Source organism: Pseudomonas sp. NPDC086112, from assembly GCF_044746425.1.
Classification (GTDB): Bacteria; Pseudomonadota; Gammaproteobacteria; order Pseudomonadales; family Pseudomonadaceae; genus Aquipseudomonas.
In genome coordinates, this window is the sequence record NZ_JBIVCD010000017.1 from 52,522 (window position 1) to 71,428 (window position 18,907).

Annotated in this window: 19 protein-coding genes; 9 read left to right on the forward strand and 10 right to left on the reverse strand. The window is 60.3% G+C overall.

Going from position 1 to position 18,907, the window contains the following annotated elements:
- Window positions 1-62: 62 nt before the first annotated feature.
- The 4 genes from trmB to ACIPLA_RS14550 all read right to left on the reverse strand — a co-directional run bounded on the left by trmB (window position 63) and on the right by ACIPLA_RS14550 (window position 2,395).
- Window positions 63-788 carry a tRNA (guanosine(46)-N7)-methyltransferase TrmB gene (gene trmB, locus ACIPLA_RS14535; protein ID WP_052964985.1) on the reverse strand — a complete coding sequence of 242 codons (726 nt, stop codon included), beginning with the start codon at window positions 786-788 and terminating at the stop codon, window positions 63-65.
- A 9-nt stretch (window positions 789-797) separates the two neighbouring features.
- Window positions 798-1,592 (reverse strand): thiazole synthase, encoded by a 795-nt coding sequence (locus tag ACIPLA_RS14540; RefSeq protein WP_007897902.1) that lies wholly within the window; start codon window positions 1,590-1,592, stop codon window positions 798-800.
- Between the two features lie 60 nt (window positions 1,593-1,652).
- Window positions 1,653-1,853 (reverse strand): sulfur carrier protein ThiS, encoded by a 201-nt coding sequence (gene thiS, locus ACIPLA_RS14545; protein ID WP_007897898.1) that lies wholly within the window; start codon window positions 1,851-1,853, stop codon window positions 1,653-1,655.
- Between the two features lie 173 nt (window positions 1,854-2,026).
- A complete protein-coding gene (locus ACIPLA_RS14550) occupies window positions 2,027-2,395 on the reverse strand; it encodes a DUF423 domain-containing protein (protein ID WP_401173705.1) in 369 nt (122 codons plus the stop codon).
- Between the two features lie 74 nt (window positions 2,396-2,469).
- Between ACIPLA_RS14550 and mtgA the strand changes: the two genes are divergently transcribed.
- The gene (gene mtgA / locus ACIPLA_RS14555; protein ID WP_192344918.1) at window positions 2,470-3,192 is read left to right on the forward strand and encodes a monofunctional biosynthetic peptidoglycan transglycosylase; all 723 of its coding nucleotides are present in this window, start codon (window positions 2,470-2,472) and stop codon (window positions 3,190-3,192) included.
- Window positions 3,193-3,388: 196 nt separating this feature from the next.
- On the opposite strand, the gene rpoH is transcribed toward mtgA, so the two are convergent.
- The 4 genes from rpoH to ftsY all read right to left on the reverse strand — a co-directional run bounded on the left by rpoH (window position 3,389) and on the right by ftsY (window position 7,585).
- Window positions 3,389-4,243 carry an RNA polymerase sigma factor RpoH gene (gene rpoH / locus ACIPLA_RS14560; RefSeq protein ID WP_007897890.1) on the reverse strand — a complete coding sequence of 285 codons (855 nt, stop codon included), beginning with the start codon at window positions 4,241-4,243 and terminating at the stop codon, window positions 3,389-3,391.
- A gap of 113 nt (window positions 4,244-4,356) precedes the next feature.
- Complete coding sequence (gene ftsX, locus ACIPLA_RS14565; protein WP_123500257.1) at window positions 4,357-5,385, reverse strand: permease-like cell division protein FtsX; 1,029 nt, start codon at window positions 5,383-5,385, stop codon at window positions 4,357-4,359.
- Complete coding sequence (ftsE, locus tag ACIPLA_RS14570) at window positions 5,382-6,053, reverse strand: cell division ATP-binding protein FtsE (RefSeq protein WP_018928694.1); 672 nt, start codon at window positions 6,051-6,053, stop codon at window positions 5,382-5,384. The genes ftsX and ftsE overlap by 4 nt, the downstream gene beginning before the upstream one ends.
- Window positions 6,050-7,585 (reverse strand): signal recognition particle-docking protein FtsY, encoded by a 1,536-nt coding sequence (ftsY, locus tag ACIPLA_RS14575; RefSeq protein ID WP_401173709.1) that lies wholly within the window; start codon window positions 7,583-7,585, stop codon window positions 6,050-6,052. The genes ftsE and ftsY overlap by 4 nt, the downstream gene beginning before the upstream one ends.
- Window positions 7,586-7,928: 343 nt before the next feature.
- On the opposite strand from ftsY, the gene ACIPLA_RS14580 reads away from it, so the two are divergent.
- The 5 genes from ACIPLA_RS14580 to ACIPLA_RS14600 all read left to right on the forward strand — a co-directional run bounded on the left by ACIPLA_RS14580 (window position 7,929) and on the right by ACIPLA_RS14600 (window position 13,302).
- On the forward strand, window positions 7,929-9,284 hold the full coding sequence (locus ACIPLA_RS14580) for a M16 family metallopeptidase (protein ID WP_401173711.1): 1,356 nt from the start codon (window positions 7,929-7,931) through the stop codon (window positions 9,282-9,284).
- The gene (locus ACIPLA_RS14585) at window positions 9,277-10,767 is read left to right on the forward strand and encodes a M16 family metallopeptidase (RefSeq protein WP_401173713.1); all 1,491 of its coding nucleotides are present in this window, start codon (window positions 9,277-9,279) and stop codon (window positions 10,765-10,767) included. Before ACIPLA_RS14580 ends, ACIPLA_RS14585 begins: the two co-directional genes overlap by 8 nt.
- Complete coding sequence (rsmD, locus tag ACIPLA_RS14590) at window positions 10,767-11,384, forward strand: 16S rRNA (guanine(966)-N(2))-methyltransferase RsmD (protein WP_007897880.1); 618 nt, start codon at window positions 10,767-10,769, stop codon at window positions 11,382-11,384. The genes ACIPLA_RS14585 and rsmD overlap by 1 nt, the downstream gene beginning before the upstream one ends.
- Before the next feature lie 73 nt (window positions 11,385-11,457).
- Window positions 11,458-12,456 (forward strand): hydrolase, encoded by a 999-nt coding sequence (locus ACIPLA_RS14595; RefSeq protein ID WP_008068083.1) that lies wholly within the window; start codon window positions 11,458-11,460, stop codon window positions 12,454-12,456.
- A 3-nt stretch (window positions 12,457-12,459) separates the two neighbouring features.
- On the forward strand, window positions 12,460-13,302 hold the full coding sequence (locus ACIPLA_RS14600) for an AraC family transcriptional regulator (RefSeq protein ID WP_218395312.1): 843 nt from the start codon (window positions 12,460-12,462) through the stop codon (window positions 13,300-13,302).
- A 115-nt stretch (window positions 13,303-13,417) separates the two neighbouring features.
- Here the strand turns inward: ACIPLA_RS14600 and ACIPLA_RS14605 are convergent, their stop codons facing one another.
- Together ACIPLA_RS14605 and ACIPLA_RS14610 are read right to left on the reverse strand one after the other, a co-directional pair.
- Window positions 13,418-14,272: a sulfurtransferase gene (locus ACIPLA_RS14605; RefSeq protein ID WP_218395313.1), complete on the reverse strand. Its 855-nt coding sequence runs from the start codon at window positions 14,270-14,272 to the stop codon at window positions 13,418-13,420.
- Window positions 14,273-14,317: 45 nt separating this feature from the next.
- Complete coding sequence (locus ACIPLA_RS14610; protein WP_192344927.1) at window positions 14,318-14,989, reverse strand: TetR/AcrR family transcriptional regulator; 672 nt, start codon at window positions 14,987-14,989, stop codon at window positions 14,318-14,320.
- A gap of 146 nt (window positions 14,990-15,135) precedes the next feature.
- On the opposite strand from ACIPLA_RS14610, the gene ACIPLA_RS14615 reads away from it, so the two are divergent.
- The 3 genes from ACIPLA_RS14615 (at window position 15,136) to ACIPLA_RS14625 (ending at window position 18,884) form a co-directional block, all read left to right on the forward strand.
- Window positions 15,136-16,566 (forward strand): coniferyl aldehyde dehydrogenase, encoded by a 1,431-nt coding sequence (locus ACIPLA_RS14615; protein WP_401173716.1) that lies wholly within the window; start codon window positions 15,136-15,138, stop codon window positions 16,564-16,566.
- Between the two features lie 28 nt (window positions 16,567-16,594).
- Window positions 16,595-17,140 (forward strand): twin-arginine translocation pathway signal protein, encoded by a 546-nt coding sequence (locus ACIPLA_RS14620; RefSeq protein WP_401173718.1) that lies wholly within the window; start codon window positions 16,595-16,597, stop codon window positions 17,138-17,140.
- A gap of 148 nt (window positions 17,141-17,288) precedes the next feature.
- The gene (locus ACIPLA_RS14625) at window positions 17,289-18,884 is read left to right on the forward strand and encodes a GMC family oxidoreductase N-terminal domain-containing protein (RefSeq protein WP_401173720.1); all 1,596 of its coding nucleotides are present in this window, start codon (window positions 17,289-17,291) and stop codon (window positions 18,882-18,884) included.
- Window positions 18,885-18,907 lie beyond the last annotated feature (23 nt).

The window sequence follows — 18,907 nt, forward strand, 5'->3', positions numbered from 1 at the left end:
ACGTTGAATGATGAACCGTCTTCGCGAGCAAGCCCGCTCCCACATTTGGTATTGCGTAGGGCTTAGGACTGTTTTTCGAACTTCAGATCCCACACGCCATGCCCAAGGCGTTCACCGCGGCGTTCGAACTTGGTGATCGGGCGTTCGGTCGGGCGCGGGACGCATTTGCCGTCTTCGGCGAGGTTGCGATAGCCCGGCGCGACGTTCATCACTTCCAGCATGTACTCGGCGTACGGTTCCCAGTCGGTGGCCATGTGCAACACACCACCGACTTTCAACTTGCTGCGCACCAGTTCGGCGAACGACGCCTGAACGATACGACGCTTGTGGTGACGGCTCTTGTGCCACGGATCCGGGAAAAACAGCATCAGGCGATCGAGACTGTTGTCGGCGATGCAACGGTTGAGCACTTCGATCGCATCGCAATCGTAGACCCGCAGGTTAGTCAGCCCCTGAGTCAGCACGCCATTGAGCAGCGCGCCGACACCCGGACGGTGAACCTCAACACCAATGAAATCCTGCTCCGGCGAGGCCGCGGCCATTTCCAGCAGCGAGTGGCCCATGCCGAAACCGATTTCCAGCGAGCGCGGTGCCGAGCGACCGAACACCTGGTCGAAGTCCACCGGCGCATCGGCCAACGGCAGTACGAACAGTGGCGTGCCCTGGTCCAGACCACGTTGCTGGCCTTCGGTCATGCGCCCGGCACGCATCACGAAACTCTTGATGCGGCGGTGTTGGCGCTCTTCGCCTTCTTCCGTCTGGATAGGCGTGTCGTTTGATTCAGTCATCAATGGCTCTTACTTGATCAGACCATCCAGCGGCGAGGAGGCGCTGGCATAGAGTTTTTTCGGCATGCGGCCGGCGAGGTAGGCCAAGCGACCTGCAACGATGGCGTGTTTCATGGCTTCAGCCATCATGATCGGCTGCTGGGCATGGGCGATGGCCGAGTTCATCAGCACCGCTTCGCAACCCAGTTCCATGGCGATGGTGGCGTCGGAAGCCGTACCGACACCGGCATCCACCAGCACCGGAATTTTCGCTTCTTCGAGGATGATCTGCAGGTTGTACGGGTTGCAGATCCCCAGGCCTGTGCCAATCAGACCGGCCAGCGGCATTACCGCGATGCAGCCGATTTCCGCCAGTTGACGGGCAATGATCGGGTCATCGCTGGTGTACACCATCACGTCGAAGCCTTCCTTGACCAGCACTTCGGCGGCCTTGAGGGTTTCGATCACGTTAGGGAACAGGGTTTTCTGATCCGCCAGCACTTCCAGCTTCACCAGGTTGTGGCCGCCGAGCAGCTCACGGGCCAGACGGCAGGTGCGCACAGCCTCGGTAGCGTCGAAGCAACCGGCGGTGTTAGGCAGGAAGGTGTAGCGATCCGGCGACAGGACTTCGAGCAGGTTCGGTTCGCCCGGGTTCTGGCCGAGGTTGGTGCGGCGCACGGCGAAGGTGACGATCTCGGCACCCGAGGCTTCGATGGCCAGGCGGGTTTCTTCCATGTCGCGGTACTTGCCGGTGCCTACCAGCAAACGCGACTGGTAAGTACGACCGGCCAGGACGAAGGGCTTGTCGCTACGAACGATGCTCATGGGAAATCCTCTGTAGGGGTGAGGTTCTTGCAGAATTCTGTGCCCATCAGGGCCGGGCGACTAGCCGCCGCCGATGGCGTGGACCACCTCGACGGAATCGCCGTCGTTCAGCGTGGTTTCTGCGTGCTGGCTGCGCGGGACGATATCCAGATTGAGCTCGACCGCCACCCGGCGTCCGGTCAGTTCCAGACGGGTCAGCAGGGCCGCAACGGTTTCACCGTCGGGCAGTTCAAGGGATTCGCCGTTCAATTGAATGCGCATACCGAATGCCGCCATCATTTTTAGGGGCTGGCATTCTAGCCCGATCAGGCAAGTCGACCCAAGCCATTCGTCTTGAAACCCGATCCCGTAGGAGCGAGGCTTGCCCGCGAAGGCATGGTATCAGTCAACGAAGAAGGTGACTGATACGACGCCTTCGCGGGCAAGCCTCGCTCCTACAGCCGCCAGGCGGCAAGCCCCAGGCAAACCCAGCCGACCAGGAACGCCAGGCCACCGAAGGGCGTCACGATCCCGAGCTTGCTGATGCCGGTGATCGTCAGCAGGTACAGGCTGCCGGAAAACAACAGAATGCCGATAGCAAAGGATGCGCCGGCCCAAGTAATCAGTCGACCGGGAATTTGCGTGGCGAGCAGCGCTACCCCCAGCAGCGCCAGGGTATGCACCAGTTGATAGGTGACGCCCGTATGGAAAATCGCCAGGTACTCGGCGCTCAGGCGGCTTTTCAGGCCATGGGCGGCGAATGCGCCCAAGGCAACACCGGTGAAGCCGAAAAAAGCAGCCAGCATCAGGAAGCCACGCAACATGAAGAACTCCAGTCAGACTCGATCAACAGGGTCTGTATAATGGCCGGCTCAACGGGTTCGGCCAAGCCATCTCTATGCTGCAGTTAATTCTCCGTCGTTTCACAAAGGCCCTGCTCTGGTTCGCGGCTGGCAGCGTATTGCTGGTGTTGCTGTTTCGGGTGGTGCCGCCACCGGGAACGGCGTTGATGGTCGAGCGCAAGATCGAATCCTGGTTCGACGGCGAACCCATCGATCTGCAACGCACCTGGAAACCCTGGGATGAAATCTCCGACGACCTGAAAGTCGCAGTGATTGCCGGTGAAGATCAGAAGTTCCCCGAGCATTGGGGCTTCGATTTCGGCGCAATTCAGGCAGCGTTTGCGCATAACGAGCGCGGCGGCTCGATTCGTGGTGCCAGCACTCTGAGCCAGCAAGTGTCGAAGAACCTGTTTCTGTGGTCTGGCCGCAGCTGGCTGCGCAAAGGCCTGGAGGCCTGGTTTACCGGGCTGATCGAGGTGCTCTGGCCCAAACAGCGGATTCTTGAGGTGTACCTCAACAGCGTCGAGTGGGATGAAGGCGTGTTTGGCGCCGAAGCGGCGGCTCGGCATCACTTTGGTGTAGGCGCTCGCTCGATATCCCGACAGCAGGCGAGCTTACTGGCTGCGGTGCTGCCGAACCCGCGGGTGTGGAGCGCCAGTCATCCAACCTCTTATGTTGCAAGACGGGCCGGGTGGATTCGCCAGCAGATGAGTCAGTTGGGCGGGGATAGCTATCTGCTCGGGCTCAACGATTCGCGCCGGGCACCTTGGGCTCAGTAACTCGACGCAGAACCTGAACCCGACCCCCTGTAGGAGCGAGGCTTGCCCGCGAAGGCGGTGTGTCAGACACATCATTGCTGAATGACACACCGCCTTCGCGGGCAAGCCTCACTCCTACAAGGATTCGGTGCAAGCGGGGCACCAACAAAAACGCCCCGATCAATGATCGGGGCGTTTTTTATTGCCGGCGCTGCGGTTAGGCGGCGATCGACAACTTGAGCTTGTTCATCGCGCTCTTCTCGAGCTGACGAATACGCTCGGCCGACACGTTGTACTTCTGCGCCAGGTCGTGCAGCGTGGCTTTTTCTTCTGCCAGCCAGCGCTGGTAGAGGATGTCGCGGCTGCGGTCGTCCAGCACTTCAAGCGCTTCGTGCAGGTTGTGGTTTGAGTTGTCGCTCCAGTCGGCGTCTTCCAGTTGACGGGCCGGATCGTACCGGTGGTCTTCCAGGTAGTTGGCCGGCGACTGGAATGCACTGTCGTCGTCCGCTTCAGCGGCCGGGTCGAAAGCCATGTCATGGCCGGTCAGGCGACTTTCCATCTCGCGCACTTCCCGCGGCTCTACGCCGAGGCTTTCCGCCACGCGATGGACTTCCTCGTTGTTCAGCCAGGCCAGACGTTTCTTCTGGCTGCGCAGGTTGAAGAACAGCTTGCGCTGGGCCTTGGTGGTCGCGACTTTCACGATCCGCCAGTTGCGCAGGATGAACTCGTGGATTTCTGCCTTGATCCAGTGCACCGCAAAGGACACCAGGCGTACACCCATTTCCGGGTTGAAACGCTTGACCGCTTTCATCAGGCCGACGTTGCCTTCCTGGATCAGGTCAGCCTGGGCCAGGCCGTAGCCGGAATAGCTACGGGCAATGTGTACGACAAAACGCAGGTGGGCGAGCACCATCTGCCGAGCCGCCCCCAAATCCTGCTCATAATAGAGACTCTCGGCCAGTTCACGCTCCTGCTCCGGCGTCAGCAATGGAATGCTGTTCACCGTGTGCACATAGGCCTCCAGGTTCGCACCCGGGACCAGAGCATATGCAGGCTGCAAAGAATTGGTCATACGAAAAAACCTCCGACTTACATAACTCGTGCAGTTCAGCACTGCGAAAATTGACCGGAAACCAAAAGACAAGTTCCCATAAACGCTGAAAGGTCAATACGAGCAAAATGATATTACTTTGGCGCAAGCTCCCGCAGGTGGCGTGCGACTGCAATCCATGCACCGATATACCCCAACAGCACCGCGCCAAGCAAGAGCGATAGACCGTCGGCAACTGGCACTCCGGCCAGCGCAAAATCACTGCCGTACAAACCGGCCAGTCCAACCACCGCGTCGTTCAGCCAGTTCAGGCCAAACGCCAATACACCCCAGGAAAGAATCCCCGCACCAAAGCCATAAAGCGCGCCCATATACAGAAAGGGCCTGCGCACATAGCTGTCAGTGCCGCCGACGAGTTTAATCACTTCTATCTCTGTGCGGCGGTTTTCAATATGAAGACGAATGGTATTGCCTATCACCAAAAGTAATGCAGAAACCAAAAGCACGGTCAGACCGAAGACAAATCGGTCGCCCAGCTTGAGGATGGCTGCCAGACGCTCGACCCAGACTAGATCAAGTTGCGCCTGTTGTACCTTCGGCAATTCGGAAAGTTTTTGTCTCAATGCTTCAAGCGCGGGCTTGTCGACCTCGTTCGGGGTCACCAGGACCACGCCCGGTAGCGGGTTTTCCGGGAGTTCCTTGAGCGCTTCGCCCAGTCCGGACTGCTGCTGGAACTCTTCCAGTGCCTGATCACGACCCACGTATTCGGCGTCGGCCACGCCCGGCATGCCCTTGATCTGCTCACGCAATGACTCGCCCTGTTCAGGGCTGGCATCGAGTTGCAGGTACAGGGAAATCTGCGCCGCACGCTGCCAGGATCCGCCGAGACGCTCGACGTTACTTAGCAAAAGTGACAGGCCCATCGGCAAACTCAGGGCAACTGCCATCACCATGCAGGTGAAAAAGCTGCCGATCGGGTGTTTGCCCAAGCGGCGCAAGCTGTCCAGCAGACTGGCGCGATGGCTTTCGATCCAGGCGCGGAACAGCGTAGGGAAATCCGGGCCATCGTCATCGTCGCGCTTTTTCTTCTGCTGCTGCGGTTGCGGATCGGCGGCTTTCGGGGCCACGCGCTCGGAAACCTTGGGGCTACGTGTTGCACTCATACGCCAGCCTCCCCGTCGCCGATCAATCGGCCACGCTGCAGGGTGAGCATGCGATGACGCATGCGGGCAATCAGAGCCAGGTCGTGACTGGCGATCAGCACGCTGGTGCCCAAACGGTTGATGTCTTCGAACACGCCCATGATTTCTGCCGCCAGACGCGGGTCGAGGTTACCGGTCGGTTCGTCCGCCAGCAGCAAGGCCGGACGGTGAACGATGGCGCGAGCGATGCCGACCCGCTGTTGCTGGCCGGTGGACAGGTCGCCGGGGTAGAGATCGGTTTTGTCCGAGAGCGCCACGCGCTCCAGGGCCGAGTCCACGCGCTTGACGACTTCGGCCTTGGACAGGCCAAGGATCTGCAGCGGCAACGCGACGTTGTTGAACACCGTGCGATCGAACAGTAGCTGGTGATTCTGGAACACAACGCCGATTTGCCGGCGCAGGAACGGAATCTGCGCATTGCTGATGGTGCTCAGGTCTTGCCCTGCCAGCAGCAATTTGCCGGTGGTCGGACGCTCCATGGCCAGCAGCAGGCGCAACAAGGTGCTTTTACCGGCGCCGGAATGGCCGGTGACAAACAAGAATTCACCCCGACGGACTCGAAAACTCAGCTCATGCAAGCCGACGTGACCATTCGGGTAGCGTTTACCGACCTGTTCGAAACGAATCATGAACGCTCCCGCTCGGCAAACAATGCCTGGACAAAGGGTTCTGCTTCAAAAGTACGCAAATCATCGATGCCTTCGCCGACGCCGATATAGCGAATCGGCAAGCCAAACTGCTTGGCCAGGGCGAAAATCACCCCACCCTTGGCAGTGCCGTCGAGTTTGGTCAGCGCCAGGCCAGTCAGTTCGACGGTCTGGTTGAATTGCTTGGCCTGGTTGATGGCGTTCTGGCCGGTACCGGCGTCGAGCACCAGCAGCACCTCATGGGGCGCGTCGGCATCAAGCTTGCCGATCACCCGGCGAACTTTTTTCAGTTCTTCCATCAGGTTGTCTTTGGTGTGCAAGCGACCAGCGGTGTCGGCGATCAGCACGTCAATGCCACGGGCCTTGGCGGCCTGCACGGCATCGAAGATGACCGAAGCCGAGTCGGCGCCGGTGTGCTGGGCGATCACCGGGATCTTGTTGCGCTCGCCCCAGACCTGCAATTGCTCCACCGCGGCGGCGCGAAAGGTGTCACCGGCGGCGAGCATGACTTTCTTGCCTTCCAGTTGCAGCTTCTTCGCCAGTTTGCCGATGGTGGTGGTCTTGCCGGCGCCGTTGACGCCCACCACCAGAATCACGAACGGCTTGTTCTGCGAGTTGATTTTCAGTGGCTGCTCGACGGGCTTGAGCATCGCTGCCAGTTCCGCCTGCAAGGATTTGTACAACGCGTCGGCATCAGCCAGTTCTTTGCGGGCGACTTTCTGAGTCAGGCGCTGAATGATCACCGAGGTCGCTTCGACGCCGACATCGGCGGTCAGCAGACGGGTCTCGATGTCTTCGAGCAACTCGTCATCGATGATTTTCTTGCCGAGGAACAGACTGGCCATGCCCTCGCCAATGCTGGCGCTGGTCTTGGACAAGCCTTGTTTGAGACGGGCGAAGAAGCCGGCCTTGGTCTCTTCGGTTCGCACCGGCTCGACCGGAGTTTCGACGGGTGCAGGCGTGGTGGCGACAGGAGCGATAACCGGTGCAGGTGCAGGTGCAGGTGCAGGTGCAGGCTCTGGCGCTTGAACAATCGGAGCAACCGGAGCGGGAGCAACAAATACCGGCGCTACAGGCTCTGGAGCAACCGGTGCAGGCTCGGCCACGAACACAGGTTCAACCATTGGCGCGCGAACCGGCTCAGGCGCAAACGCAGTCGGGGCCGGAATCGGCGGAGTGATGTGAGCTGCTTGTTCATCTTCGACCAACGCCACCGGCTCTTCCGCCACCGGCAACGTCAGCCACGGCTCGGCGGCAGGCGTCAGCGGCAACGGGGCCACGACTACGGTTTCAGCAACAGGAACAGGCTCGGCCGCGGATTGCAGCACCGGCTCAGCGATTGGCAGGGCAATCGGCGCGGGCGCTTCTTCCACGACCGGCGCAGGTGTTGGCTCAGGAAGTGGTTGTGGCTGTTCGACAACGGGTTCCTGCGGCTTTTTGCGCAGCCATCCGAACAGGCTTTTCTTCTCGCCAGCCGCAGCTGGGGTCTTCTTGTCGTCGTTGGAACCAAACATGGAGGACGGCTATCTCACGGTAGCGACGCGCCAAAGGGCGCCTCGGCAATAAATAATTCGATGCAGAACAGACTGCGATTCATCCAGCTTGTTCACGCGCAACATTTTGTCGAGGTACCAACGGCACCTCAAAGGTTGATTAATACGAAGGACTGGAACGGCATCGTCGGCGAAAACGCAGAGTTTAGCTGACAAACTCAAAGCCCAAGCCGTAAACCCATACAACCTGATCAAACGTAAAGGCCTGATAGGCGTGGCCGCCAGTAAAACGGATCAGTATCCTAGCACCCTCTCGCCCGCCGACGCTAAGACCAAGCGGGCAGCCCAACAGGTTTAAAAACGAATGAATGCTCTAGCCCGCCGCGCTGCAGGCCTGCTGTTCAGTACAGTTTGTCTGCCACTTTCAGCCCTGGCTGCCGATCCACAACCCACCCACGAATTCACCCTCGACAACGGCCTGAAGGTTGTCGTGCGCGAAGACCATCGTGCGCCAGTCGTCGTTTCCCAGGTCTGGTACAAGGTCGGCTCAAGCTATGAGACCCCAGGCCAGACCGGGCTGTCCCATGCGCTGGAACACATGATGTTCAAGGGCAGCGAGAAAGTCGGCCCCGGCGAAGCCTCGCTGATCCTGCGCGACCTCGGTGCCGAAGAGAACGCCTTCACCAGCGATGACTTCACCGCGTATTACCAAGTACTGGCCCGTGACCGCCTGGGCGTGGCCTTCGAGCTGGAAGCCGACCGCATGGCCAATCTGCGCCTGCCGGCCGACGAGTTCACCCGCGAGATCGAGGTGATCAAGGAAGAACGCCGCCTGCGCACTGATGACAAGCCGATGTCCAAGGCCTACGAGCGCTTCATGGCCATGGCCTACCCCGCCAGCGGTTATCACACGCCGACCATCGGCTGGATGGCGGACCTCGACCGAATGAAGGTCGAAGAACTGCGCCACTGGTATCAATCCTGGTATGTGCCGAACAACGCCACCCTGGTGGTAGTCGGTGACGTCACCCCGGACGAAGTCAAAACCCTGGCCCAGCGTTACTTCGGCCCGATCGCCAAGCGTGACGTGCCACCGGCGAAAATCCCGCTGGAGCTGGCCGAGCCCGGCGAACGGAAAATCACCCTGCATGTGCAGACCCAATTGCCGAGCCTGATGCTGGCCTTCAACGTGCCGAGCATCGCCACCGCTGAAGACAAACGCTCGGTGAACGCTCTGCGCCTGATCTCCGCACTGCTCGACGGCGGCTACAGCGGCCGGATCCCGACGCAACTGGAACGCGGCGAAGAGCTGGTGTCCGGCGGTTCGTCGAGCTATGACGCCTACACCCGCGGCGACAGTCTGTTCACTTTGTCGGCTACGCCGAACACCCAGAAAAAGAAAACCATGGCCCAGGCGGAAGCCGGCCTGTGGAAACTGCTCGAACAGCTGAAAACCACCGCGCCCTCCACTGACGAGCTGGAGCGCGTGCGGGCTCAGGTCATTGCCGGTCTGGTCTACGAGCGTGACTCGATTACCAGCCAGGCCACCGCCATTGGCCAACTGGAAACTGTCGGGCTGTCCTGGAAACTGATGGACACCGAACTCGCCGAACTGGAAAGCGTGACCCCGCAAGACATCCAGAAGGCCGCCAACCTGTATTTCACTCGCGCACGTCTCAGCGTCGCCCATGTACTGCCACAGGAGACGACTCATGAGTGAGCGTAAAAAACCGCGCCTGGCCCTGATCGGCCTGATCGTCATTGCACTGCTCGGGTCCGCCGCCTTCTATTTGTCCAAGTCTGACGAAACCAGCGCCAGCGAAGCCCTCGACAAAGCCAAGGCCAGCAAGAAACTGCAATCGTTGGCAGAACTCGACGGCAAGGCCCCAAGCCATCGCTCGCTGAACGTGCAAACCTGGAACACCGCCGAAGGCGCCAAGGTATTGTTCGTCGAAGCCCGTGAGCTGCCGATGTTCGACATGCGCCTGATCTTCGCCGCTGGCAGCAGCCAGGACGGCGATGCTCCCGGCCTGGCACTGCTGACCAATGCCATGCTCAATGAAGGTGTGGCCGGCAAGGATGTCAGCGCTATCGCCCAGGGCTTCGAAGGCCTGGGGGCCGATTTCGGTAACGGCGCCTATAAAGACATGGCGATTGCCTCGCTGCGCAGCCTCAGTGCCGCGGATAAACGCGAGCCTGCCTTGAAGCTGTTTGCTGAAGTGGTCGGCAAACCGACCCTCCCCGCCGATTCCTTTGCACGCATCAAGAACCAGATGCTGGCCGGCTTCGAATATCAGAAACAGAACCCCGGCAAACTCGCCAGCCTGGAGCTGATGAACCGCTTGTATGGCGATCACCCGTACGCGCATTCCAGCGATGGCACGGCGAAAAGCATTCCACCGATTACCCTGGCGCAGTTGCGGGCCTTCCATCAGAAAGCCTACGCCGCCGGTAACGTGGTGATCGCGCTGGTGGGCGACCTGTCCCGCGCCGAGGCCGAGGCGGTTGCCGCACAAGTGTCCGCCGATCTGCCCAAAGGGCCGGCCCTGGCGAAAATCGAACAACCGACCGACCCCAAGTCCAGCATCGGCCACATCGAGTTTCCGTCCAAGCAGACCAACCTGATGATCGCGCAACTGGGCATCGACCGTGACGATCCGGATTACGCAGCGCTGTCGCTGGGCAATCAGATCCTTGGCGGCGGTGGCTTCGGCACCCGGTTGATGAGCGAAGTGCGCGAGAAACGTGGCCTGGCCTACGGCGTGTATTCGGGTTTCAGCCCGATGCAGGTTCGCGGCCCGTTCATGATCAACCTGCAAACCCGCGCCGAGATGAGCGAAGGCACGCTGAAACTGGTGCAGGACGTGCTCGCCGACTACCTTAAAACCGGCCCCACCGAGAAAGAACTCGACGATGCCAAGCGTGAACTGGCCGGCAGCTTCCCGCTGTCCACCGCCAGCAACGCCGATATCGTCGGGCAGCTCGGCGCCATGGGTTTTTACAACTTGCCGCTGAGCTACCTGGAAGACTTCATGCAACAGTCCCAGAGCCTGACCGTCGAGCAAGTCAAAACCGCATTGAACAAACACCTGAGCACGGACAAACTGGTCATCGTCAGCGCTGGCCCGACCGTGCCACAAAAGCCGTTGCCGGCCCCTACTGACAAACCTGCCGAGCAACCGCTCGGGGTTCCGGAGCATTAATGGCCCGTCCATCGCGTCCAAAGAAACCTGTTCACAACGTGCATAACGGTGTGAATCAACTGCGCATCATCGGCGGTGAATGGGGCAGCCGAAAGCTGAGCTTCCCCGATGCGCCAGGCTTGCGTCCAACGCCGGACCGAGTCCGTGAAACCCTGTTCAACTGGCTCGCGCCCTATGTCGCCGGGGCCAAGGTGCTCGATCCATTTGCCGGTAGCGGCGCATTGTTTCTCGAGGCTTTGTCCCGTGGCGCAGCAATGGGCCAGGCACTGGATGCCAGCAACATTGCGGTAGCGAGCATCAAGGAACATCTGGGCACCCTGCGCTGCACGACCGGTCAGGTACAGACTGCCGACGCCTTGCGCTATCTGGAAACCCAACCGGCCACGGCGTTCGATCTGGTGTTTCTCGACCCACCGTTCAATCAGAATCTGTTGCCGGCCGTTTGCACTTTGCTCGAAGAGCGTCAGTGGCTGAGTGACGATGCGTGGGTCTACACTGAAAGCGAAACGGCACCGTCGATATTGGGTTTGCCAGAAAATTGGCGCCTGCATCGGGAGCAAAAATCAGGACGGGTTTACTACGCGTTGTGGCAACGTATGGCAGGGATCGCCGGTTAGTCCGGCCTGTAAAAACGGTGCGAAGCTCAGTCAGTTAACGCTGCGGGTAAGCACCGCTGCATCGAGAGCAATCGTGTCCCATCTGCCAGAACGTTTCACCCCCGCCTACGGCCTGGGCAATCCGCATTTACAAACCTTGTGGGGACCGCTATGGCGCAAAACCACACACCTGGACCGCGAGCGCGAACGCTTATGGCTCGAAGACGGCGACTTCCTTGACCTGGACTGGCATGGCCCCCACAGCGCGAATGTGCCACTGGTGCTGGTGCTGCACGGCCTGACTGGCTCATCGAATTCACCTTACGTGGCCGGTGTGCAGAAGGCGCTGGGCGCCCAGGGTTGGGCCAGCGTCGCGCTGAACTGGCGAGGCTGTTCCGGCGAACCCAATCTGCTGCCGCGCAGTTACCACTCCGGGGCCAGCGAAGACCTGGCCGAAACCATCAAGCACCTGCGAACCCAGCGCCCTCTCGCACCGCTGTATGCGGTCGGTTATTCCATGGGCGGCAATGTGTTGCTCAAGCACCTGGGCGAAACCGGCAGCAACAGCGGCGTACTTGGCGCGGTGGCGGTGTCGGTGCCGTTTCGGCTCGATCAGTGCGCCGATCGTATCAGCCAGGGTTTTTCCAAATTCTATCAAGCGCATTTCATGCGGGAGATGGTCGCCTACATCAAGAACAAGCAGCGCAGGTTCCAGCATGAAGGGCATCAGGATGGCTTGGCGGCATTGGCGGCGCTGGGCTCGCTGGAGAATATGCGCACCTTCTGGGATTTCGATGGCCGGGTCACCGCACCGCTGAATGGTTTCGCCGATGCCGCGGATTACTATCGCCGCGCTTCGAGTCGTTATTTCCTTGGGGAGATTCGCACACCGACCCTGATTATCCAGGCGGCCGACGACCCGTTTGTCTTTCCTCATAGCCTGCCGCATGCCGACGAATTGTCCGCCAGCACTCAATTCGAGTTGCAGGCCAAGGGTGGGCATGTCGGCTTCGTCGAGGGCTCGTTCCGGCAACCGGGTTACTACCTGGAAAGGCGCATTCCCCAATGGCTCGCCACCACAGGGCGCAAGTAACCCATGGGGCTGGATCAGGGCGAGTCGATTCACTTCTGGCAAACGGCGCCGTTGGCCGGGGTCGAGCTGTTGTCCGCACGCTACATCGAACACCGCTTCGCCCCCCATGTGCATGACGGCTATGTGATCGGCATGATCATGGCCGGCGCCCAGCGTTATCGCTATCGAGGTGCCGAGCATCTGGCGGGCAGCGGCACCCTGGTGCTGATCAACCCGGATGAACTGCACACCGGCCACAAAGGCACCGAAGACGGTTGGTTGTACCGGGCGTTTTATCCCGACAGTGGGCAGATTCTTTCACTGCTGGACGAGCTCGAACTGCCGACCGATACCTTGCCGGCGTTTGGTGCCACGTTGTATCGCGATCCGGATCTTGTGAAGGGATTCTGCCAACTGCATTGTTTGCTGGAGAGTCCGTCCACGGCGCTGCAGCAGCAAACGGCTTGGCGGGAAATGATGCTGTCGCTGTTGCAACGTCACGCAGCCGTTCCAATTGCCGGTAAACCCGGCAAGGAACACCGGGCGGTGACCTTGGCGAAGGAGCTGCTGCAATCACGCTTGGCGGCGCCGCCCTCGCTGGAAGAACTGGCGACGACGGTGAACCTGTCGCCCTTCCATTTCGCCCGAGTATTCCGCAGGGCCACCGGCATGCCGCCACACACCTGGTTGATACAGCAGCGTATCGCCCGGGCCCGGGCGCTGTTAAAGCGCGGCTGCCTGCCACTGGAAGTCGCGACGCAACTGGGTTTTGCCGACCAGAGCCATCTGAGCCGGCAATTCAAACAGGTTTACGGCGTAGGACCGGGGGCGTATCGCAGCGCCCGGCAGTTGCCTGGTTATGGATGACGAAAATCCAAATGTGGGAGCGGGCTTGCTCGCGAAGGCGGTGGGTCAGTCAATATTAATGTCGTCTGTTACGCCGCCTTCGCGAGCAAGCCCGCTCCCACAATGGACTGGGGGATTACTCGCCCTTGGCAACGCCTCGCGCAGGATCGTTGATCCACTCGCTCCACGAGCCGGCATACAACGCCCCCAACGGATAACCCGCCAGGCACAGGGCGAACAGGTTGTGGCAGGCGGTCACGCCGGAACCGCAATACGCGACCAGCTCTGTCGGTGAACGATCACCGAGTTTCGCGGCAAACCGCTGCTTGAGCTGTTCGGCCGGCAGGAAACGCCCGTCGCTGCCCAGGTTATCGGTGAACGCGGCACATTGTGCGCCGGGGATGTGTCCGGCAACCGGATCGATCGGCTCCACTTCACCCTTGAAGCGCGGCAAGCCGCGGGCGTCGAGCAAGGTCAACGCGGGCTGGCCGAGACGTTGCTGGAGTTGTTCGGCGCTGAGCACCAACGAAGCATCCGGCGTCCCGGTGAAGGTGCCACGGGTAACCGACGGCGGATCAAGACTCAGGGGCAATCCGGCGGCGTGCCAGGCTTTCAGCCCGCCATCGAGAATGAACACACCGTCGCGTTTACCCAGCCACGCCAGCAACCACCACGCCCGCGCAGCGTAAGCGCCGGGACCGTCATCGTACAAAACCACTTCGCTGTCGGCGTTGATGCCCCAGGCTTGAAAACGTTCGATCAAGTCGGCGGGCTCAGGCAATGGATGACGCCCGGTAACCCCCTTGACCACTGCCCCGCTCAAATCACGCTCCAGATCGGCAAAGCTCGATCCGGCAATATGCCCTTCGGCGTAGCTGCGCTGCCCGTAATCAGGGTCTTCGAGGGCAAAACGACAATCCAGAATCACCAGCCCCGGCGTCTCCTTTTTCAGGTCCAACGCTTGCGGGCTGATCAGTTGCGCAATGGGCATAACGGGCTCCTGTGATTTTGTCTGTCTCGAATCCTACTGCACTCTTTATCCCACTTCTTCCAGCGCCTGGGCCAGCGGCACATAAAACTCTTCGAACAGTGCATTCACCGCATCGTGAGCTTGATCGGTGACGAACCCGGCCTCCAGCACCAGCACCTGATACACGCCTCGTTTGATGGCCTGTTCGCTCAGATGGTTGGAATTTTCCCGCGTAGTGCACAGAAAACGCACCCACGAGGTGAGGATGATCCAGGCATTGAGGGTCAGGGATTCGATCTGAACCTTGTCCATGCACAGAATGCCAGCCTCGACGAAACCCGCGTAGATGTGTGTGCCCTGGATCAGGCAGCGCTGGGAAAAACGCCGGTAACGGGCAGCCAGCTCAGGATCGCTGTCGAGCAAATGCTCGAGGTCGCGATGCAGGAAGCGGTATTGCCACATGGCGGCGAGCAGTTCCTTGAGGTAGAAGCGCTTGTCTTCGACTGTCGCTGCGCGGCCCTGGGGCGGGCGCAGGAAGCTGTCCACCAGGTTTTCGTACTCACTGAACAACACGGCGATGATCGCCTGCTTGTTGGGGAAGTGGTAGTACAGGTTGCCCGGGGAAATTTCCATGTGGGCAGCAATGTGGTTGGTGCTGATACTGCGCTCGCCCTGTTGATTGAACAGCTCCAGGCTGTTCTGCACGATGCGCTCGCTGGTTTTGATCCGAGGGGCCATGGCTTGAGCTTTAATTCAGAGTGCGATGAGGGGCATCTTACGACCTATCCGCGCATGGATAAAACAAAGCTGTACCAAAGTGCTATTTGACTTTCTAGAGCATAGACTCTAAAAAGTTCCTCATTACAATAAATCCGGAGCCGACCATGCCTGCAGACATTGCCTACCTGAAGAACCTGCAGCAGCCTCTGGACGAACTCCAAACCCTGTTCGATGCTCAACGGGCGGCGTATGCCGCCAACCCGATGCCACCCGCAGCTCAGCGCCAACAATGGCTAAAGGCGTTGAAGGACCTGCTGAGCAACGAGCGCCAGGCCCTGATCAATGCGATCAGCCAGGATTTCAGCCACCGCAGCGCCGATGAAACCCTGCTCGCCGAACTGATGCCCAGCCTGCACGGCATTCATTACGCCAGCCGGCACCTCAAAGGCTGGATGAAAACCTCGCGACGCAAAGTCGGCCTCGCCTTTCAACCAGCGTCGGCCAAAGTGGTTTATCAGCCGTTGGGCGTGGTCGGAGTGATCGTACCGTGGAACTACCCGCTTTACCTGGCCATCGGGCCGCTGGTGGGTGCGTTGGCGGCAGGCAACCGGGTGATGCTCAAACTCAGCGAATCGACCCCCGCCACCGGTTTGCTGCTCAAGGAGTTGCTGGGCCGAATCTTTCCCCAGGACCTGGTCTGCGTGGTGCTGGGCGAGGCTGATATCGGTGTGGCGTTCTCGCGGTTGCGTTTCGATCACTTGCTGTTCACGGGCGCCACCAGCATCGGCAAACACGTGATGCGCGCGGCGGCCGAGAATCTGACCCCGGTGACCCTCGAACTGGGCGGCAAGTCCCCGGCCATCGTTTCCCGCGATGTGCCGCTCAAGGACGCCGCCGAACGCATCGCTTTCGGCAAGACCCTCAATGCCGGGCAAACCTGTGTCGCCCCGGACTACGTGCTGGTGCCGGAAGACCGCGTCGGCTCTTTCGTCGAAGCCTATCGTCAGGCGGTTCGCGGGTTTTATCCGACGCTGGCCGATAACCCGGACTACACCGCCATTATCAACGACCGGCAACTGGCGCGGCTCAATGGCTACCTCAGCGACGCCACCAGCAAGGGCGCGCTGCTCATTCCGCTGTTCGATCAGGGCCAGGGCCGGCGCATGAGCCATAGCCTGTTGCTCAATGTCAGCGACGACATGACAGTGATGCAGGACGAAATCTTCGGCCCGTTGCTGCCAATCGTGCCGTACAAGGATCTCGATGAAGCGTTTGCCTACATCAACCAACGGCCTCGACCACTGGCGCTGTATTACTTCGGCTACGACAAGCGCGAGCAAGACCGCGTCCTCCACGAAACCCATTCCGGCGGCGTTTGCCTCAATGACACCTTGCTTCACGTTGCTCAGGACGACATGCCGTTCGGCGGCATCGGTGCCTCGGGCATGGGCCACTACCACGGCCACGAAGGCTTCCTGACCTTCAGCAAGGCCAAAGGCGTGCTGATCAAACAACGCTTCAATGCGGCGAAATTGATCTATCCGCCCTACGGCAAGTCCATTCAGAAACTGATCCAGAAGCTGTTTATCCGCTAAACATCCTCACCGCCGGGTAATAACAACAATGAGCCCAAGCCTGTCCGATACACCCGCGCTGTCACGGCGTGGCCTGCTCAAATTCAGCCTCAGCGCCAGCGCTTTTCTGGCCACGGCCGGATTAGGCGCGAGCCTCAGCGGCTGCTCGTCGAATACGCTGGCCAGTGGTTTCGCGATTCTGCGCAGCGGCGACCTGCTGTTTCTGCGAGCAGTGATTCCGGTGATGCTCGAGGGCGCCGTGGCCGTCGAAAAAATGCCGACCGCCGTCGCCGAGACCTTGTACAGCCTGGATAACGGCCTGAATCACCTGTCGCCGGAAATGCTCAAACTGACCCGGCAATTGTTCGATGTATTGGGGATGAGCATTACTCGCGGCCCATTGACCGGAATCTGGGGCAGTTGGGAAAACGCCAGCAGCGAACAGATCCGGCACTTTCTCGACCGTTGGCAAAACAGCTCATTGAGCCTGCTGCGCATGGGCCACAGCTCGTTGCTGCAAATGGTGATGATGGCGTGGTACAGCCGGGCGGAGTCGTGGGCGCATTGCGGGTATCCGGGGCCGCCCACCGTTTGAAATCGTGGCGACGCCTTCGCGGGCAAGCCTCGCTCCTACAGGGTTTGAGTCGTTCACAAATGGGTGGGCAAACCTGTAGGAGCGAGGCTTGCCCGCGAAGACGTCAGCCGCCTCACCACAGAATCCAAAATAATAAGAGAACCCAAACATGCCCGTACCCGATCCGTTCCGCGAAGGCCTGGCCCGTGGCTGGAAAACCTACAACGGCGCCCAACTGACCGAGGACCTGACCTTCGAAGCGGACGTGGCAATCATCGGCAGCGGTGCCGGCGGCGGGACCACCGCCGAAATCCTCAGCGCCGCCGGCTACAAGGTGTTGCTGATCGAAGAAGGCCCGCTCAAGACCAGCAGCGACTTCAAGATGCTCGAAGACCAGGCCTACACCAGCCTCTATCAGGAAGGCATCGGGCGCATGAGCAAGGACGGCGCGATCACCATCCTCCAGGGTCGAGCGGTGGGCGGCACCACGCTGGTCAACTGGACCTCGAGCTTTCGCACCCCGGACCCGACGCTGGAACACTGGGCCAAAGAGCACGACGTCAAAGGCCACACGCCGGCCGAGATGGCGCCCTGGTTCGAGAAAATGGAACAACGCCTGGGTGTCGCGCCATGGATGGTGCCGCCCAACGCCAACAACGACGTCATCCGCAAGGGCTGCGAAAAACTCGGCTACGCCTGGCATGTGATTCCGCGCAACGTGCGCGGCTGCTGGAACATCGGCTACTGCGGCATGGGTTGCCCGACCAACGCCAAGCAATCGATGCTGGTCACGACCATCCCGGCGACCCTGGAAAAAGGTGGCGAGCTGCTCTATCTGGCCCGCGCAGAAAAGCTGTCGCTCAAAGACGGCAGGGTTACGGGGCTGCAATGCGTGGCAATGGATGAGCGTTGCGTTGCGCCCACCGGACGCACGATTACGGTCAAGGCGCGGCATTACGTACTGGCCGGCGGCGGGATCAACAGCCCGGCGCTGCTATTGCGCTCCGAAGCGCCGGATCCTCACGAGCGGCTGGGTAAACGGACGTTCCTGCATCTGGTAAACATGTCCGCCGGGCTGTTTGATGAGGTGATCAACCCATTTTACGGCGCGCCGCAGTCGATCTATTCCGACCATTTCCAGTGGCAGGATGGCACCACCGGCAAGATGTCTTACAAACTGGAAGTCCCACCATTGCACCCGGCACTGGCCAGCACCCTGCTGGGCGGCTTCGGCACGGAAAGCGCCCGGCATATGGCAAACCTGCCGCACACCCACGCCATGCTGGCGTTGCTGCGAGATGGTTTTCACCCGGAAAGCCCTGGTGGCAGCGTTGAATTGCGCGGTGACGGCACACCGGTGCTCGACTATCAGGTTTCACCCTACGCCTGGGACGGGTTGCGCCGGGCTTTCCACAGCATGGCCGAGATCCAGTTCGCCGGTGGCGCCAACGCCGTGATGCCGATGCACGCCGACGCGCGCTACGTGAAAACCCTGGCCGAAGCACGCACACTGATTGATGACCTGAGCCTTGAGTTGTATCGCACGCGTCTGGGCAGTGCCCATGTGATGGGCGGTTGTGCCATGGGTGAAGACCCGAAAAATGCCGTGACCGACAGCCTCGGCCAACATCACCAACTCGCCAATCTGTCGATTCATGACGGCTCGCTTTTCCCCACCAGCATTGGGGCAAACCCCCAATTGTCGGTCTACGGACTGACGGCACAATTGGCGACTTCGCTGGCCGAACGTTTGAAAAACCCATGAAAACGCGGAATATTCCCATCGTC

Excerpts from the sequence above, each read along its gene's own strand:
- trmB (WP_052964985.1), bottom strand. The coding sequence starts at position 788 with ATGACTGAATCAAACGACACGCCTATCCAGACGGAAGAAGGCGAAGAG.
- ACIPLA_RS14540 (WP_007897902.1), bottom strand. The coding sequence starts at position 1,592 with ATGAGCATCGTTCGTAGCGACAAGCCCTTCGTCCTGGCCGGTCGTACT.
- thiS (WP_007897898.1), bottom strand. The coding sequence starts at position 1,853 with ATGCGCATTCAATTGAACGGCGAATCCCTTGAACTGCCCGACGGTGAA.
- ACIPLA_RS14550 (WP_401173705.1), bottom strand. The coding sequence starts at position 2,395 with ATGTTGCGTGGCTTCCTGATGCTGGCTGCTTTTTTCGGCTTCACCGGT.
- mtgA (WP_192344918.1), top strand. The coding sequence starts at position 2,470 with ATGCTGCAGTTAATTCTCCGTCGTTTCACAAAGGCCCTGCTCTGGTTC.
- rpoH (WP_007897890.1), bottom strand. The coding sequence starts at position 4,243 with ATGACCAATTCTTTGCAGCCTGCATATGCTCTGGTCCCGGGTGCGAAC.
- ftsX (WP_123500257.1), bottom strand. The coding sequence starts at position 5,385 with ATGAGTGCAACACGTAGCCCCAAGGTTTCCGAGCGCGTGGCCCCGAAA.
- ftsE (WP_018928694.1), bottom strand. The coding sequence starts at position 6,053 with ATGATTCGTTTCGAACAGGTCGGTAAACGCTACCCGAATGGTCACGTC.
- ftsY (WP_401173709.1), bottom strand. The coding sequence starts at position 7,585 with ATGTTTGGTTCCAACGACGACAAGAAGACCCCAGCTGCGGCTGGCGAG.
- ACIPLA_RS14580 (WP_401173711.1), top strand. The coding sequence starts at position 7,929 with ATGAATGCTCTAGCCCGCCGCGCTGCAGGCCTGCTGTTCAGTACAGTT.
- ACIPLA_RS14585 (WP_401173713.1), top strand. The coding sequence starts at position 9,277 with ATGAGTGAGCGTAAAAAACCGCGCCTGGCCCTGATCGGCCTGATCGTC.
- rsmD (WP_007897880.1), top strand. The coding sequence starts at position 10,767 with ATGGCCCGTCCATCGCGTCCAAAGAAACCTGTTCACAACGTGCATAAC.
- ACIPLA_RS14600 (WP_218395312.1), top strand. The coding sequence starts at position 12,460 with ATGGGGCTGGATCAGGGCGAGTCGATTCACTTCTGGCAAACGGCGCCG.
- ACIPLA_RS14605 (WP_218395313.1), bottom strand. The coding sequence starts at position 14,272 with ATGCCCATTGCGCAACTGATCAGCCCGCAAGCGTTGGACCTGAAAAAG.
- ACIPLA_RS14610 (WP_192344927.1), bottom strand. The coding sequence starts at position 14,989 with ATGGCCCCTCGGATCAAAACCAGCGAGCGCATCGTGCAGAACAGCCTG.
- ACIPLA_RS14615 (WP_401173716.1), top strand. The coding sequence starts at position 15,136 with ATGCCTGCAGACATTGCCTACCTGAAGAACCTGCAGCAGCCTCTGGAC.
- ACIPLA_RS14620 (WP_401173718.1), top strand. The coding sequence starts at position 16,595 with ATGAGCCCAAGCCTGTCCGATACACCCGCGCTGTCACGGCGTGGCCTG.
- ACIPLA_RS14625 (WP_401173720.1), top strand. The coding sequence starts at position 17,289 with ATGCCCGTACCCGATCCGTTCCGCGAAGGCCTGGCCCGTGGCTGGAAA.